The sequence below is a fragment of the Streptomyces sp. NPDC059787 genome (genome assembly GCF_042732315.1).
GTDB classification, from domain to species: Bacteria; Actinomycetota; Actinomycetes; order Streptomycetales; family Streptomycetaceae; genus Streptomyces; species Streptomyces atrovirens.
The window spans coordinates 1-16,123 of record NZ_JBHWHX010000038.1; the positions used below are offsets into that span (position 1 = coordinate 1).

Here is a 16,123-nt window from a genome sequence, read left to right on the forward strand (position 1 = left end):
GAACCGGTGACGGGACGGCCCCTCGTGTCGTCCGGTCAGTGCGCCCGCTGCTCCCGGTGCAGGCGCTTCGCGCGCTCGCGCCGGGACGGGGCCAGCACGTCCACGGTGACGCCGGCGCCCAGGCCGGGCGTGACCTCCTGGACGCGGAACCGGTCGGCGACCTCCCGCACCCGTGCGTCGTCCGGGCCGAGACCGATGTAGAACAGCGACTCGTCGGCGGGGTCGTCGTCGCCGCCCCAGCGCACCACGCCCTCGCAGTCGGCGAGGATGTCCCGCACGGTCAGCACCTGCAACGGGAAGAGCGAGCCGCTCGCGCCGGCGCCCGGACGGATCCGCACCGCGGTGCCGGAGGCGAGGTTCGACTCCGGCCCGTCCTTCTTCAGGCCGCCGATCGGCTGCCAGCCGGTGAGGTCGACGCGGGGCAGCTGCTCGACCTCGTAGTGGTAGCGCCGTACGACGTGGAGCAGGATCGCCTCCACGTCGCCGATCCGCACGTCGACCTCCAGCCCGGTGCCGGACACCTGGCGGGTCCACACGGTGGAGACGTGGTTGGCCTCCTTCTCCAGGGACCAGCCGTTCGCCGACGTGGGCGCCTTCTTCCCCGGCGCGGCCGCGGGCCCGGTCGTCGCGCCGTCCCGGGGACCGGCCAGGGCGGTGCCGGGGGCGACGAGCCCCGCGGCGACCGCGGCGGTGATCACCCCGGTGGACTTCACCAGGACTCGTCTCGACATGCCGTTCACGCTGCCGCGCCTCTCGGTGTGCACGTCATTGTTCCCTTCTCACGGTGAGTAGATGATGAGCGCCGTGGTCGGCAGGAAGGTGGCCAGGGCGCTGAGCAGCCAGTAGGTGCGGGGTACGAGCGAACTGCGGCGCTTGAAGGGGCGGTTCACGGCGAGCCAGAGCATGACGTACGGGACGACGATGACTGCGGCGATCGGCAGCCAGAACACCATGGGGTCGTCGTCCGTCGGTTCGGGACCGCCCGCCCAGCTCGCCGCGAGGAACCACAACAGCCAGATCGGTATCACGCCCGGGACGCCGAGAAGCACGTTGACACCCAGGGCGACCTGCCACCGTCCGGTCATCGGGGCCGGCCCTCCTTCGTTCGCCGCCGCCACTAGCCGCGCGACAACGCGTTGTACTGCTCCAGGACGTGGTACAGGCCCATCAGCTCCCGGCCGTACTGCTCGGCGTCCGGACCGGTGCCGTTGTACTGGCCGAGCACGGCCTCCGTGACGTGGACGTTTCCGCTCAGGTCGGGCCGGTCGATGCCGAGCAGCTCCGAGTTCCACAGCAGCACGTAGGCGACGGTGCGGACGTTGTACTCCTGGTCGTCGTGGAGCTGGTACCAGACCTTGCGGAGGTCGGCCGAGGAGTTGTAGTCCATCCCCTCGCCGTTGATGATGCCTTCGCCGATGCAGTAGTTGCGGGCCTTGATGGCGGTCGCGGCGAAGATCTGTCCCCAGCCGGTGCTGCAGTCGTCCCTCTCGCCCGCCTTGACCGCCGCGTCGGCGATGAAGTCGAGCGGGTTGAGCTTGCGCAGCTCCCACAGGACCGGTGCCTGGATGAGCGCCTTGCGCATCCGCAGCGACCGGGCCAGCGAGGTGAACAGCCAGTCCGCGTCCATCACCGCGTCGAACGCCTCGGTGGTGGAGATGCCGCCGAGGGAGGCCCAGTCCTTGTCGGTCCAGCCGTCGCCGCCGGTCTCCGGTACGCCGATCGACTCCAGGTACGCCTTCACGTCCTGGAGCATCGGGGCCCGGTAGGCGTCCTTGTCCAGGTCGGTGTCCAGCTCGTTGAGGTCGGCGCCCGGATTGAAGTCGCTCTGGCCGTAGTCCCGTCCGGACGCGATGTTGTTGTCGATCTCGATCGAGCCCGAACCCGAACCGACCGTGATGGTGGAGATCTGGTCGAACGCCCAGTTGGTGGGCAGCGGGTAACCGAGGTTGCCGGAGAAGCCGCTGGACATGTCGCAGACGAAGCTCGTCACCGCGTAGCCGGCGTCGGAGACGCGCTGGCAGACGTTGCGCGGGCCGTAGATGCCGACGCGGTAGCCGGAGTTCTCGCCGATGGTGCGCATGATCCCGCGGAAGTGCGGGATGACGTAGTCGGTGACCTCGCCGTCCATCGCGTCGTAGTCGACGGCGAAGTAGATGATGGTGCCGGCCTTGAAGCCGTGGTACCTGGCCCACTCGATCGCGCGGAACGCGTCGATGGTGCCCTGGTTGTGGCTGAAGTAGTCCGCGGACCGGCTCCACGTCTGGAAGATCGGGAAGCAGCTGAGCCCGTACTCCTTGATGGTGGCGAGCTCACCCGGCTGGATCTGCTTCTCCGGCAGGCTGGTGGCGGAGGGGTTGAAGAGGTAACGGCCGATGTACCTGTAGCCGGCGTCCTTCAGGGCCTGCGCACGCGCGGGCGTGATCTGGGTGACGCCGTCGCAGGCCGTGCCCTTGCGGGACTGGTCGCCGTAGGAGACCAGCAGCGAGGCCCAGGTCTGGAAGTCGCCCTTGCCGGTCACGGGGAGCTTGCTGAAGGACTGGAAGGTCTCCACGCCGGACTGCACCGCGGAGGTGAAGTTGCCGAAGGGGACGTTCCGCTTGTTCAGGATCATGGCCGCGGTGAAGAGCTGCGCCCAGACGCCGGTGGTGCCGTTCGACACGGTGTGGCTCTTCAGGCCGGACTGGGTGCCCGGTCCGAACACGCCGTTGGCGACGCCGTCCGCCATGCCCAGCTCGTACTGGATCGCGAACAGCATCGACTTGGCCACGTCACGGGAGTGGTGGCCGTCGCAGGGGATGATGTAGAAGTCCTTGCGCAGGATGTACCGGCCGTTCAGCCACTGCTGGATGGAACGGATGGTGTCCGAGCCGTTGCTGACGGTGACGTAGGCGTCCATGTTGAACAGGCCCTTGACCACCTTGGGCCACAGGGAGCTGCCCGGGTAGGTGCCCGAGACGCCCATGTTCTGGTTGAGCTTCACGACCGCGTCCTTGACCCGGTCGTTGTACTGTCCGTCGATGTCGCCGCCGTCGTAGCCCTTGCAGTACAGGGCGGACTGGATGATGCGGCAGAAGTTGGCCGACGGGATGGTCGTCTCGTCGAGCTTGCCGTACAGCTCCCCCAGCTTTCCGAGGGTGGTCGGGCCGAAGGAGTTGGACAGGGCGGTGATGCCCATCTCGTACTGGAGCGCCCGGGTCAGGGCGTACATCACGGGCCAGCCGGTCTGGCCGTTCTCGCTCAGCTTGGATATGCCCAGGGTCGCACCGTCGTTGTACGTGGTGTTGATGAATCTCTGGGCGCGAAGCACCATTTCGTCAGCCATGACTCCGTCTTCTCCTGTCGGTCCGGCACGGAGCGGACCCTGTGGGGCCCGCCGGTCATGAGGTCGTTCGTGGCCTGTACGGCTGCGTCGGGTGCGGCGCCGTCCGCCCGGCCGTGAGCGGTGACGGCGCGTGGGGACGTGTGACGGCCCCGCCCGATGGTGGAGCCGCCGTTCAGGGGCGCGGGTCGGTGGAGTGCCCGCCACCGGATCGTGGCGCGGCGATGTGGGACAGGCCCCCCCGGGTGTCCGTGCGCGCCGCCCGTACGGTGGCGCGCTGCTGGAAGCTGTTGCGCGGCCCCGGACGCCCCCTCGGCTCTGTGCCCGGCACACCGGTCGCGTGCTCCGTGGCAACTTTCGTGATCTTGCTTTTCCCTTGACGCCCGGTCAAGTCCGCTATGAACGGACTGTGTTGTTCCGGGAGTCGGGGAGGGGGGTTCGTGATGGAACCGTGACCGAAGGGGAATGGAGATCGTGCACAACCCGGAGGCCGTGTCGGGCGTCGCGGGACGCGACGCGGGCGTCCGCACACGCCGACCGGCCCCGCGCCTGACGACGCGGGGCCGGTGTCCGCCGGGGCCCGGGCGGGCGGTGGCTCAGCCCGCCAGACCCAGCTCCCGGGCGATCAGCATCCGCTGGACCTCGCTCGTGCCCTCGCCGATCTCCAGGATCTTCGAGTCGCGCCACATACGGGCCACCGGGTACTCGTTCATGAAGCCGTAGCCGCCGTGGATCTGCGTGGCGTCACGGGCGTTGTCCACGGCGACCGTGGACGAGTACAGCTTCGCCAGCGCCGCCTCCTTCTTGAACGGCTCGCCGGCCACCAGACGGCTGGCCGCGTCGCGCCACGCGAGGCGGGCCGTGTGGGCTTTCATCTCCATGTCGGCGATCTTGAACTGGATCGCCTGGTTGGCGCCGATCGGCCTGCCGAAGGCGTGCCGCTCCTTGGCGTACTTCACCGACTCGTCCACACAGCCCTGCGCAAGACCCGTGCCCAGCGCCGCTATGGCGATACGGCCCTCGTCCAGGATGCGCAGGAACTGCGCGTAACCCCGGCCCTCCTCACCCAGCAGGTTCGCCGCCGGGACGCGGACGTCCTGGAAGGACAGCTCCCTGGTGTCCGACGCGTTCCAGCCGACCTTCGAGTACGGGGCCGCCACCGTGAAGCCCGGCGTGCCCGACGGGACGATGATCGCCGAGATCAGCGGCCTGCCGTCGGGTTTGCGGCCCGTCACCGCCGTGACCGTGACCAGGCCCGTGATGTCCGTGCCCGAGTTGGTGATGAAGCACTTGGCGCCGTTGACGACCCACTCGCCCGTCGACTCGTCCAGCCGGGCCGTCGTACGGGTCGCGCCCGCGTCACTGCCGCCGTCCGGCTCCGTCAGACCGAACGCGCCCAGGATCTCGCCCGAGCAGAGCCGGGGCAGCCACTCGCGCTTCTGCTCCTCCGTGCCGAAGAGGTGGACCGGCATCGCGCCCAGCGAGACGCCCGCCTCCAGGGTGATCGCCACCGAGGAGTCCACCCGCGCCAGCTCCTCCAGGGCCACGCCCAGGGCGAAGTAGTCGCCGCCCATGCCGCCGTACTCCTCCGGGAACGGCAGCCCGAATAGGCCCATCCGGCCCATCTCCCGCACGATCTCGTACGGGAACTCGTGCCGCTCGTAGAAGTCACCGATCTTCGGTGCCACCACGTCGTGCGCGAACTCCTCCACCGTGCGGCGGAGTTCTTCCAGTTCGGGGGAGAGCTTGTGGTCCATGTCGTTCACTGCTCCTGGTGGGAGAGGGCTCGTACGGTGCGGGACGGGCTGGGTCGGCCCAGGTGGGCGGCCATCCAGACGCTCGTGGCGACCAGACGGCCGAGGTCGACTCCGGTGTCGATGCCGAGACCCCGCAGCATCCACACGAGGTCTTCGGTGGCGAGATTGCCGGTGGCGGACTTCGCGTACGGGCAGCCGCCCAGTCCGCCGGCGGAGGCGTCGACCGTGGTGACGCCCCGCTGGAGCGCGGCCAGCGTGTTGGACAGGGCCTGGCCGTAGGTGTCGTGGAAGTGCACGGCCAGCGCGGACACGGGCACGTCCGCCTCGCCGAGCGCGGTGAGCAGGGCCGTCACATGGCCCGGGGTCGCCACCCCGATGGTGTCGCCCAGGCTCAGCTCGTCACAGCCCATGTCGAGCAGGGCCCGGCACACCTTCACCACCTGGGGGACCGGGACCGCGCCCTCCCACGGGTCGCCGAAGCACATCGACAGGTAGCCGCGGACGTGGACGTCCTGCGCCTTCGCCCGCCGCACCACCGGCTCGAACATCGCCAGCGCCTCGTCCACCGTGCGGTTGAGGTTGGCCCTGGCGAAGGACTCCGTGGCGCTGGCGAACACCGCGACCCGCCGGGCGCCCAGCGCCAGCGCGCGGTCCAGTCCGCGCTCGTTCGGCACCAGGACCGGCAGCGACACCGGCAGGTCGGACACCGCCGGGTACAGGTCCTCGGCGTCCGCGAGCTGGGGCACCCACTCGGGGTGCACGAAGCTCGTCGCCTCGATGGTGCTCAGACCGGTGCCGGCCAGGCGGCGGACGAACTCCGCCTTGACTGCCGTCGGGACGGTCGCCTTCTCGTTCTGCAGTCCGTCGCGCGCGCCGACCTCGTGGATCCGTACCCGCGCGGGCAGCCCCGCGGCCGGTACGGCCGTCGGCAGGCCCAGTTCCGGGGCGTTCATGCCGTCTCCTCCTCCACCGGTGCGATGACCGCCAGCACCTGGTCCATCGCGACCGTCGTGCCCGGGGCCACGTCCAGTTCGGTGACCGTGCCGGCGTGCGGGGCGGAGATGACGTGCTCCATCTTCATCGCCTCCACCACCAGCAGGCTCTGGCCCGCCGCCACCTCGTCGCCGACGGCGACCTTCACCACCGTCACCGTGCCCGGCATCGGCGCGGTCAGCGAGTCGGCGCCCGCCTGGCCGGCGCGGGTGAGGGACGCGGCGACCGGGTCGTGGTCGCGGACGTGCCAGGCGTCGCCGTCCCGGCCGAGCCAGGTGCCGTCCGGCAGGGCGGCGAAGGTGTGGGCGACGCCGTCGAGCGTGCAGGTGAACCGGTGCCCGCCCACCGGGCCCGCGGACCCCCGCACCGGGGTGCCGGCGCCCGGCAGCAGCAGTTCCGTCCCGCCGTCCGCCGTGCCGCGCACGCGCACGGTCACCGGGTCGTGGCCCGCCACCCGCAGGTGGTGCGCCGTCCACGCCCGCTCGCCGCCCATCCGCCAGCCGTCGGCGGCGGCGAACGGGTCGGCCCAGCCGGATCCGCCGGCGGGCTGCCGGAGGGAGGCCTGGCGCAGCAGCGCCGCCGCCGCGTACGTCTCCGCCGGCACCTCGTCCGGTACGAGCCCGTCCACCTCACGCTCCACCAGCCCGGTGTCCAGGTCGCCGCCGACCACCGCCGGATGCGCCAGCAGCCGCCGCAGGAACCCGGCGTTGGTCTGCACGCCCAGCGTCACCGTCTCCGCCAGCGCCGCCCGGAGCCTGCGCAGCGCCGTCGCGCGGTCGGGGCCGTACGCGATCACCTTGGACAGCATCGGGTCGTAGAGGCTGCCGACCTCCGTGCCCTCGCTCAGCCCGGAGTCGGTGCGGACGCCGTCGCCCTGCGGTTCGCGCAGCTTCAGCACCGTGCCGCCGGAGGGGAGGAAGCCGCGCGCGGGGTCCTCCGCGCAGACGCGGGCCTCCACCGCGTGCCCGGTGAGCCGGACGTCGTCCTGCCCGAAGCCGAGCGGCTCGCCCGCCGCCACCCGCAGCTGCCACTCGACCAGGTCAAGCCCCGTGACCAATTCGGTGACCGGGTGCTCCACCTGGAGGCGGGTGTTCATCTCCATGAAGTAGTACGACGAGGGGTCGTTGCCCGGGACGATGAACTCCACCGTGCCCGCGCCCCGGTAGCCGCAGGAGCGGGCCGCCTGGACCGCCGCCTCGCCCATCGCGGCCCGGGTCCCCTCGTCGAGGAGCACACTGGGCGCCTCCTCGATGATCTTCTGGTGGCGGCGCTGCAGCGAGCACTCGCGCTCGCCCAGGTGGACGACGCCCCCGTGGCCGTCGGCCAGCACCTGGATCTCGATGTGCCGGGGGCGGTCGATCCACCGCTCGACGAGCAGTGTGTCGTCGCCGAAGGAGGCGCGGGCCTCGCGCCGCGCGGCGGCGATCTCGTCGGCCAGCACCGACGCGTCCCGCACCAGGCGCATGCCCTTGCCGCCACCGCCCGCCGACGGCTTCAGCAGCACCGGCACACCGATGTCGCGGGCCGCGTCGGCCAGCTGCCCGTCCGTGAGGCCGCTGCCGCTCGAACCCGGGACCACCGGGACCCCGGCCGCCTTCACCGTCTCCTTCGCGCGGATCTTGTCGCCCATCAGGGCGATCGCGTCCGCCGGGGGCCCGATGAACACCAGCCCCGCCCGATCGCACGCCCGCGCGAAGGCGGCGTTCTCGGCGAGGAAGCCGTACCCCGGGTGCACCGCCTGCGCGCCGCCGAGGGCGGCGGCCTCGAGCAGCCGCTCCACCGACAGATAGCTCTCCGAGGCCGGCGCCGGCCCGATCCGTACCGCCGTGTCGGCCTCCCGCACGTGCCGCGCGTCGGCGTCCGCGTCGGAGTACACCGCCACCGAGCGCACGCCCATCGACCGCAGTGTGCGGATGACGCGCACCGCGATCTCGCCCCGGTTGGCCACAAGCACTGTCTCGAACATCGTTGTCCGTCCCCTCACATCCGGAAGACGCCGAACTGAGGGTCACTCAGTGGCGCGTTGGCGCACGCGGTCAGGGCCAGGCCCAGGACCTGCCGGGTCTCCAGCGGGTCGATCACGCCGTCGTCCCAGAGGCGGGCCGTCGCGTAGTAGGCGTTCCCCTGACGCTCGTACTGCGCGCGGATCGGGGCCTTGAAGGCGTCCTCGTCCTCGGCCGGCCACTCCTCGCCGCGTCCCTCCAGCTGGTCCCGCTTGACGGTCGCGAGGACGGAGGCGGCCTGCTCGCCGCCCATGACCGAGATCTTGGCGTTGGGCCACATCCACAGGAACCGGGGGGAGTACGCCCGCCCGCACATCGAGTAGTTGCCCGCCCCGTACGACCCGCCGACCACCACCGTCAGCTTCGGCACGCGCGTGCAGGCGACCGCCGTGACCATCTTGGCGCCGTGCTTGGCGATACCGCCCGCCTCGTAGTCCCGGCCCACCATGAAGCCCGAGATGTTCTGCAGGAACACCAGCGGGATGCCGCGCTGGTCGCACAGCTCGATGAAGTGGGCGCCCTTCTGCGCGGACTCGGAGAACAGGATGCCGTTGTTGGCGACGATGCCCACCGGGTGGCCGTGGATCCGGGCGAAGCCGGTGACGAGGGTCTGCCCGAACTCCGACTTGAACTCCGCGAAACGGGAGCCGTCGGTGATCCGCGCGATGATCTCGCGTACGTCGTAGGGCGTGCGGGAGTCGACCGGCACCGCCCCGTACAGCCCCGCCGGGTCCACCTTGGGCTCGACGGCCGGTTCCACCTGCCAGGGAAGCCGCCCTCGCGCGGGGAGCGTGGAGACGATGGTGCGGACGATCCGCAGCGCGTGCGCGTCGTCCTCCGCGAGGTGGTCGGTCACGCCCGACACGCGCGAGTGGACCTCGCCGCCGCCCAGCTCCTCCGCCGTGACCACCTCACCGGTGGCCGCCTTCACCAGCGGCGGGCCACCGAGGAAGATCGTGCCCTGGTTGCGGACGATCACCGCCTCGTCGCTCATCGCCGGGACGTACGCCCCGCCCGCCGTGCACGAGCCGAGCACCGCCGCGATCTGCGGGATGCCGGCGCCGGACATCCGGGCCTGGTTGTAGAAGATCCGCCCGAAGTGGTCCCGGTCCGGGAACACCTCGTCCTGCATCGGCAGGAAGGCACCGCCGGAGTCCACCAGGTAGACGCAGGGGAGCCGGTTGTCGAGGGCCACCTCCTGCGCGCGCAGGTGCTTCTTCACCGTCATCGGGTAGTACGTGCCGCCCTTGACGGTGGCGTCGTTGGCCACGACCACGCACTCCCGGCCGCCGACCCGCCCGATCCCGGCGATCACTCCGGCCGCCGGGGCCTGCCCCTCGTACATCCCGTCGGCCGCCAGCGGGGCCAGCTCCAGGAAGGGCGAGCCGGGGTCGAGGAGGGTGTCCACGCGCTCGCGCGGGAGCAGTTTCCCGCGCGCGGTGTGCCGTGCCCGCGCCCGCTCGCCGCCGCCGAGCGCCGCCGCGGCCAGCTTGCCGCGCAGCTCCTCGACGAGCGCGCGGTGCGCCTCCTCGTTGGCCCGAAAGGCCTCCGACGCGGGATCGGCCGCGCTGTGAAGCTCCGGTGCCTCATGCATCCTGCGGGTCCCCTCACCTTGTTAATGAGCGTTAACGCATTTCCTTCAGGTTAACGACCGCTAACCGTGCTGTCTAGAATCGTCTTCATGGCCACCAGAACCGACGCCCCCACCCGCCGCGAGCAGATCCTCAAGGAGGCCGCCCGGCTCTTCGCCGATCGCGGCTTCCACGGCGTCGGGGTCGACGAGATAGGCGCCGCGGTCGGCATCAGCGGCCCCGGGCTCTACCGGCACTTCGCGGGCAAGGACGCGATGCTCGCGGAGCTGCTGGTGGGGATCAGCGGCCGGCTGCTGACCGGTGCGAAGCGGCGCCTGGAGGAGGCCGACGGGGTGGCCCCCGAGGCGGTCCTCGACTCGCTGATCGAGGGGCACATCGACTTCGCGCTCGACGACCGCCCCCTCATCACCTTGCACGACCGTGAGCTGGACCGCCTCCGGGACACCGACCGCAAGCTGGTGCGCCAGTTGCAGCGGCAGTACGTCGAGCTGTGGGTGGGCGTGGTGCGCGAGCTCTACCCGGAGCTGGCCGAACCGGCCGCCCGCTCGGCGGTCCACTCGGTGTTCGGCCTGCTCAACTCCACCCCCCACCTGACCCGCACCGGCTCCCTGCCCGGCCGTACCGGCACCGCCGAGCTGCTGCACCGGATGGCCCGGGGCGCGTTCGCGGCGGCGGGCGCGCGATGACCCCGGCGGAGTGACGAGCGTTACGGGGCCCCCGCTCTGGACGGCTGTGGATACTCGCCGGTATCTTGAATGAGCAAGCGCTTAGCCATGCGGGCCGTAGCCATCAACTGAGGAACCCCGACGGCGAGCAACCACGTACGCGAGAGCGGCGCCGGTTTAGGCGCAGGGATTGGGGTGGCGGACAGTGCGCCGTACGGTTTTCAACGAGGATCACGAGGCGTTCCGGGAGACCATCCGCGCCTTCATCGAGGCCGAGGTCGTCCCCGTCTACGACGAGTGGTTCGCAGCGGGCCAGGCGCCCCGCGACTTCTACTACAAGCTCGGTGAGCTGGGCATCTTCGGCATCAGCGTGCCCGAGGAGTTCGGCGGCGCGGGCATGGACACCCACAAGTTCGAGGCCGTCCTCTACGAGGAGACCGCCCGCGCGGGCGTCCAGTTCGGCGGCTCCGGCGTGCACGTGCTGCTCGCCCTGCCCTACCTCAAGATGCTCGCCACCGACGAGCAGAAGAAGCGCTACCTGCCGAAGTTCGTCACCGGCGAGGAGATGTGGGCCATCGCGATGACCGAGCCGGGCACCGGCTCCGACCTCGCGGGCATGAAGACCACCGCCAAGCTCTCCGAGGACGGCTCCCACTACGTCCTCAACGGCGCCAAGACCTTCATCACCGGCGGCGTCCACGCCGACAAGGTGATCGTCTGCGCCCGCACCGCCGCCCCGACGGCCGAGGACCGCCGCCACGGCATCTCCCTCTTCGCCGTCGACACCAAGTCCGAGGGCTACTCGGTGGGCCGCAAGCTCGACAAGCTCGGCCTGAAGACCTCCGACACCGCCGAGCTGGCCTTCGTCGACGTCAAGGTTCCCGTCGAGGACCTGCTCGGCGAGGAGAACAAGGGCTTCTACTACCTCGGCCACAACCTGGCCTCCGAGCGCTGGGGCATCGCCTTCGGCGCCTACGCGCAGGCCAAGGCCGCCGTCCGGTTCGCCAAGCAGTACGTGCAGGAGCGCACCGTCTTCGGCAAGCCGGTCGCCCACTTCCAGAACACCAAGTTCGAGCTGGCCGCCTGCCAGGCCGAGGTCGACGCCGCCGAGGCCGTCGCCGACCGCGCCACCGAGGCCCTGGACGCCGGCGAGCTCACCCCCGCCGAGGCCGCCTCCGCCAAGCTGTTCTGCACCGAGGTCGCGCACCGCGTCATCGACCGCTGCCTCCAGCTCCACGGCGGCTACGGCTACATGAACGAGTACCCGATCGCCCGCCTGTACGCGGACAACCGCGTCAACCGCATCTACGGCGGCACCAGCGAGATCATGAAGACGATCATCGCCAAGGACATGGGCCTGTAAGCCCCCCGAAATCCCTGCCGTATACAACTGACCACATGAGTCAGGCACTACAGGAACTCCTCGATCTGCTCGACCTCGAGCAGATCGAGGAGAACATCTTCCGCGGCCACTCCCGCAGCGCCGTCGTCCCCCGCGTCTTCGGCGGACAGGTCGCGGCGCAGGCACTGGTCGCCGCCGGGCGGACCGTCCCCGAGGACCGGCCCGCCCACTCCCTGCACGCGTACTTCCTGCGCCCCGGCGACCCCGGCGCCCCGATCGTCTACACCGTCGACCGGATCCGCGACGGCCGCTCCTTCACCACCCGGCGGGTGGTCGCGGTCCAGCACGGAAAGCCGATCTTCCACCTCTCGGCGTCCTTCCAGACGTACGAGGAGGGCCTGGACCACCAGGACCCGATGCCGCCGTCCCCCGACCCGGCCACGCTGCCCACGTCGCAGGAACGCCTGCGCGGGTACGCCCACCTCGCCCCCGAGGTCGTGGAGCGCTTCCTGGAGGCCCGCGCCGCCGTCGACCTGCGCTACGTCGACGAGCCGCCCTACGGCCGCTTCGGCGAGCCCCGCGAACCCCACTCCCAGGTCTGGTTCCGCACCAACGGCAAGCTCGCCGACGACCCCCTGCTGCACGTCGTCCTCGCCACGTACGTCTCCGACATGACGTTGCTCGACTCCGTCCTCCTCGCCCACGGCCGCGGCGGCTGGGCCGTCGGCGACGTCGTCGGCGCCTCCCTGGACCACGCGATGTGGTTCCACCGCCCGTTCCGCGCCGACGAGTGGCTCCTGTACGACCAGCAGTCCCCCTCGGCCCACGGCGGCCGAGGCCTCGGCCAGGCCCGCATCTACACCCAGGACGGCCGCCTCGCGGTCTCGGTCATCCAGGAGGGCGTGGTCCGGGTCCCGCGCTCCTGAGCCGGCTCCGGACGCCCTCCCCCTCTCCACGGCGCACGGGCCGGACGGCTGTCCGCGTCCCAGCGGACCGTTCCAGGCGGTCGGCATCCGTGCTGGTCAGAGGCCGTTCCAGCGTTCCGGCGTCCCGTGCTGGGCGTCCGGTGTGGCGGGTGGGACGGATCACGGCACAAGCTGCGGTCATCCCGGCAGCCCGCCGGCCGATCCACCACGTCACACCATGGAGACCACCATGCGTTCTCGCTTCGCCACCCGCTCCGCCCGCCTCGCCCTGGCCGCCGTCGCCGCGCTCGCCCTGGGCGGCGCCGCCACCGCCACGGCCACCGCCGACAGCGGCAGCCACACCACCCGGCCCTGCGCGACCAGCGACCTGAACCTCAAGGTCACGTCCGAGACGCAGGCGGGCGGCTACTACCTGATCACCGCCAAGGCCAAGCCCGGCATCGTCTGCCACCTGGAGGGCGTGTTCCCCTCCGCCTCCTTCGGCTCCCACCCCGACACCGAGGTCTCGCCCGCCGAGCACGGCGTCAGCGACGACGTCGTCCTCGGCGGCTCCGCCGTCGCCTACGCCGGCATCAGCCCCAAGAGCACCAACAACAACAACGGCGTGCAGTTCGACCGGCTCCACCTCTCGGTCGCCGGTGACGAGGAGAACTCCGTCACGCTCCGCCTCCCCGACACCGCCACGGTCGACCGGCCGATCGCCACCAACTGGCACGCCGACCGCGCCGACGCCGTCCCGTTCGTCAACTGACCCCCGCGTCCACCGGCTGCCCCGTCGGCCGGGCGTGTCCCCGCGCCCGGCCGACGGGGCCTTTCACTGCGCCAGACCGGCCTCCGCCAGCAGGTACGCCGTCATCGGGTCGTAGTGGCGGGGGCTGGTGACGTGGTCGTCGAGGGGGACCGTGACCTGGACGGTGCCCTCCGCCTCGGCGACGAACAGGGCCGGGTCGTTGCAGTCGGCGTAGCCGACGGAGTCGACGCCGTACTGTCCGGCCGCACCCGCCCAGCCGTGGTCGGCGACGACCAGGTCCGGCAGCGGGCGGCCCTCGCGCTCCAGGGCGGTCAGGATGGCCTTCATCGGCTCACCGGAATGGGTGTGCCACAGCGTGGCGCCGTGCTCCAGCACCGCCACGTCCGCGAACTGCATCACATAACCCTCGTCCGTCGTCAGCCCGTCCGGGATGACCACGATCTCGCAGCCGACGGCCCGCAGCGCGGCGGCCGTCGCACGGTGCACGTCCAGCAGCCCGCCCGGATGACCGGTCGCGAACAGCACCCGCTGCTGCCCGTCCGCAGCCTTGCGCAGCCGCCCGGCCATGCGCTCCAGCCCGGCCACGGTCAGCTCCGGGTCGATGGTGTCCTGCCCGTACCGGTGCTCGGGGTCGTCGTTGACGCCGACCCGCTCCGCCATCACCGCCAGCACGTCCTGCTCGTCGGTCCAGCGGTCGCCGAGTTCCAGGCCGAGCCAGAAGTGACGGTCGCCGTTCGCCAGTTTGCGGTAGTGGGAGAGGTTGTTCTCGCGCGGCGTGGCGACATCGCCCGCGATGCGCGTGGCGACCAGGTGCTCGACGAGTTCGGCGCGGCTGGGTGTCCCGGGTATCGGCATGCCCCCATTGTGGAGCAGCGGCCTGTGGGCGTCCCTGGCGTATCGCGCGCTGGGACGTGCGTCACGTACTCAGCCGACTCCGTACGGCTACTCAGTGGCTCGGTGCCGCCCGTACGGCTCACGTGCGCCGCAGCGCGAACCACAGCTCCATCCGTACGTCCGGGTCGTCCAGGTCCGCCTCCAGCAGCGCCGCGCACCGCGCGATGCGCTGCCGCACGGTGTTGCGGTGCACGGACAGCGCCACCGCCGTACGGTCCCAACTGCCGTGCAGGGAGAGCCAGGTGCGCAGGGTGTCCGTGAGGGCGGGAGCGGCCGCTATCGGCGCGAGCAGCGACCGGGCGTGGGCGTCCGCGTCGCGCGGCGGGACGAGGTCGGCGAGGGCGGGGCGGTCGCCGTGCCGGAGCAGCGGGGCGCGGGTGGCGCGGGCCCGGGCCAGGGCGCGGGCGGCCTGGGTGTCGGCGTCCGGCCAGTCGGGCGGGGCGGCGGCGGTGCTGACGCCGAGGGTCCAGCCGGGAAGCGGCTCCACGGGGCGGTCGGCGGGCACCAGGACGCGTACGAACTCGCCGGCCGGGTCGACCAGGGGGGAGCCGAGCGCCGTGCCGAGTGCGGAGGTGGTCAGGGGGTCCGGTGCGGTGTGGCCGTCCGGCCGGGCGTGGACCACCTGCCACCGCTCTCCGCCGAGGAGCGGGGCCACGTCCTGGGGCGGGCTGCCCAGCAGGAGTCGTACGAGTGCGGAGGCGCGGGCCGCGGTGGTGCCGCTCTGTTGCCGGGCGGTGAGGAGGGTGAGCAGGACGGCTGCGACGGAGGCGATGCTGTGGTTGCCCGGGTCGCGTTGTGGCGAGGCCACGCCGAGTACGTATCCGGTGCCGAGGGCGTAGGCGGCGAGGTGGGTGCCGTCGACTGTGTCGCTGGCGGTGGTGGGCGCCGCTTGTCGGTGCTCGCCGGGTGCGGGTGTCACTTGCCGGCGTTCGCCGGGTGCCGCCGCGCCCACCCGTGCCGCCCCAGCGGCACGACTGCCCGCGGCTACGTCGGCACGACTGCCCGCGGCTACGTCGGCACGACTGTCCGTAGCTGGGGCGGTGCGGCTGCCCGCGGCTACGTCGGTGCGGCTGTCCGTGGCTGGGGCGGTGCGGCTGTCCGTGGTCGGGGCGGTGCGGCTGTCCGTGGTCGGGGAGGGGCGTACCAGATCGGCCAGGTCCGTCAGGGACTGTCTTGTCTCCGGGGGTGGGGTGGTTCCCGCGGTGGCCAGTTCGGTGGTGTCCGGGGTGTACAGGGCGGCCCAGCCTCCGATCCGTTGGGCCAGTCGGTGGAGGACCGGGCGGACCGGGTCCGGGCGGGACGCCGCGGTGGCGAGGCTCTGCTGGGCCTCCGCGACCCGGCGCAGCTCCGCCAGCCGGGCCTGCGCCATGAGCTGCCAGACCGCCCGCGCCACCCCCGAGAACGTGGTCCGCGGCGGCACCTCCAGCAGCGGCAGCCCGTGCATCTCGCACGCCTCCGCCAGCTCCTTGGGCACCGCCTCGTGCACCGGTGCCACGCCGAACCCGAGCGCCGCCCCGCCCGCCGCCACGATCCGGGAGACGTACGCGTCGAAGTACCCCGCGCCCGCCCCCTCCGGGATGTGCACCCCCGCCGACAGCAGCAGCTCCCCGCCCAGCAGATACGGGTACGGGTCCGCCATCTCCGAGGCGTGCGCCCAGTGCACGACGGCGCCGGGGTCGTCGGGCCCGGCGATCCGGCGCAGTCCGAGGTCCTCGCGTGCCAGGAGCGCGTCCAGACGCACAGGTGGCGTGGGGGGAACCATGGGGTCCGACATGCTGGACACTTCCTCCATTCCGTGTGGCGGGAATGGATGAAACGTACACTTCGCAGGTGCTTTCCGCCGCTCTATGGTCGGGACAGACCGGCAGCCCGCGGGTGCGG

Annotated in this window: 13 protein-coding genes; 4 read left to right on the forward strand and 9 right to left on the reverse strand. The window is 71.7% G+C overall.

Features of this window, described 5'->3' with window-relative positions; all coding sequences use genetic code 11:
- Positions 1-35: 35 nt before the first annotated feature.
- From ACFV5H_RS28510 to ACFV5H_RS28540, 7 genes are all read right to left on the reverse strand, one after another.
- Positions 36-731 carry a hypothetical protein gene (locus ACFV5H_RS28510; RefSeq protein ID WP_385197860.1) on the reverse strand — a complete coding sequence of 232 codons (696 nt, stop codon included), beginning with the start codon at positions 729-731 and terminating at the stop codon, positions 36-38.
- A gap of 48 nt (positions 732-779) precedes the next feature.
- The gene (locus ACFV5H_RS28515; RefSeq protein ID WP_385058591.1) at positions 780-1,085 is read right to left on the reverse strand and encodes a hypothetical protein; all 306 of its coding nucleotides are present in this window, start codon (positions 1,083-1,085) and stop codon (positions 780-782) included.
- A 32-nt stretch (positions 1,086-1,117) separates the two neighbouring features.
- The gene (locus ACFV5H_RS28520) at positions 1,118-3,322 is read right to left on the reverse strand and encodes a glycoside hydrolase domain-containing protein (protein WP_385197862.1); all 2,205 of its coding nucleotides are present in this window, start codon (positions 3,320-3,322) and stop codon (positions 1,118-1,120) included.
- Between the two features lie 593 nt (positions 3,323-3,915).
- Positions 3,916-5,076, reverse strand: coding sequence for an acyl-CoA dehydrogenase family protein (locus tag ACFV5H_RS28525; RefSeq protein ID WP_385058588.1), 1,161 nt, complete (start codon positions 5,074-5,076; stop codon positions 3,916-3,918).
- A gap of 5 nt (positions 5,077-5,081) precedes the next feature.
- A complete protein-coding gene (locus ACFV5H_RS28530; RefSeq protein ID WP_385058587.1) occupies positions 5,082-6,029 on the reverse strand; it encodes a hydroxymethylglutaryl-CoA lyase in 948 nt (315 codons plus the stop codon).
- Complete coding sequence (locus ACFV5H_RS28535; protein ID WP_385197864.1) at positions 6,026-8,035, reverse strand: acetyl/propionyl/methylcrotonyl-CoA carboxylase subunit alpha; 2,010 nt, start codon at positions 8,033-8,035, stop codon at positions 6,026-6,028. Before ACFV5H_RS28535 ends, ACFV5H_RS28530 begins: the two co-directional genes overlap by 4 nt.
- Before the next feature lie 14 nt (positions 8,036-8,049).
- Complete coding sequence (locus tag ACFV5H_RS28540; protein ID WP_385058584.1) at positions 8,050-9,666, reverse strand: carboxyl transferase domain-containing protein; 1,617 nt, start codon at positions 9,664-9,666, stop codon at positions 8,050-8,052.
- A gap of 87 nt (positions 9,667-9,753) precedes the next feature.
- Between ACFV5H_RS28540 and ACFV5H_RS28545 the strand changes: the two genes are divergently transcribed.
- The 4 genes from ACFV5H_RS28545 to ACFV5H_RS28560 all read left to right on the forward strand — a co-directional run bounded on the left by ACFV5H_RS28545 (position 9,754) and on the right by ACFV5H_RS28560 (position 13,348).
- Complete coding sequence (locus ACFV5H_RS28545) at positions 9,754-10,350, forward strand: TetR/AcrR family transcriptional regulator (protein ID WP_385058582.1); 597 nt, start codon at positions 9,754-9,756, stop codon at positions 10,348-10,350.
- Between the two features lie 184 nt (positions 10,351-10,534).
- Entirely contained in the window at positions 10,535-11,692 is a 1,158-nt protein-coding gene (locus ACFV5H_RS28550) for an acyl-CoA dehydrogenase family protein (RefSeq protein WP_073931749.1), read from the forward strand.
- A 35-nt stretch (positions 11,693-11,727) separates the two neighbouring features.
- A complete protein-coding gene (tesB, locus tag ACFV5H_RS28555; RefSeq protein WP_385058580.1) occupies positions 11,728-12,597 on the forward strand; it encodes an acyl-CoA thioesterase II in 870 nt (289 codons plus the stop codon).
- Between the two features lie 229 nt (positions 12,598-12,826).
- Positions 12,827-13,348, forward strand: coding sequence for a DUF4232 domain-containing protein (locus ACFV5H_RS28560; protein WP_385197866.1), 522 nt, complete (start codon positions 12,827-12,829; stop codon positions 13,346-13,348).
- Between the two features lie 63 nt (positions 13,349-13,411).
- Here the strand turns inward: ACFV5H_RS28560 and ACFV5H_RS28565 are convergent, their stop codons facing one another.
- Both ACFV5H_RS28565 and ACFV5H_RS28570 read right to left on the reverse strand, forming a co-directional pair.
- On the reverse strand, positions 13,412-14,203 hold the full coding sequence (locus ACFV5H_RS28565; protein ID WP_385059227.1) for a phosphatase: 792 nt from the start codon (positions 14,201-14,203) through the stop codon (positions 13,412-13,414).
- Positions 14,204-14,321: 118 nt separating this feature from the next.
- On the reverse strand, positions 14,322-16,016 hold the full coding sequence (locus ACFV5H_RS28570; RefSeq protein WP_385197868.1) for a helix-turn-helix domain-containing protein: 1,695 nt from the start codon (positions 16,014-16,016) through the stop codon (positions 14,322-14,324).
- Positions 16,017-16,123 lie beyond the last annotated feature (107 nt).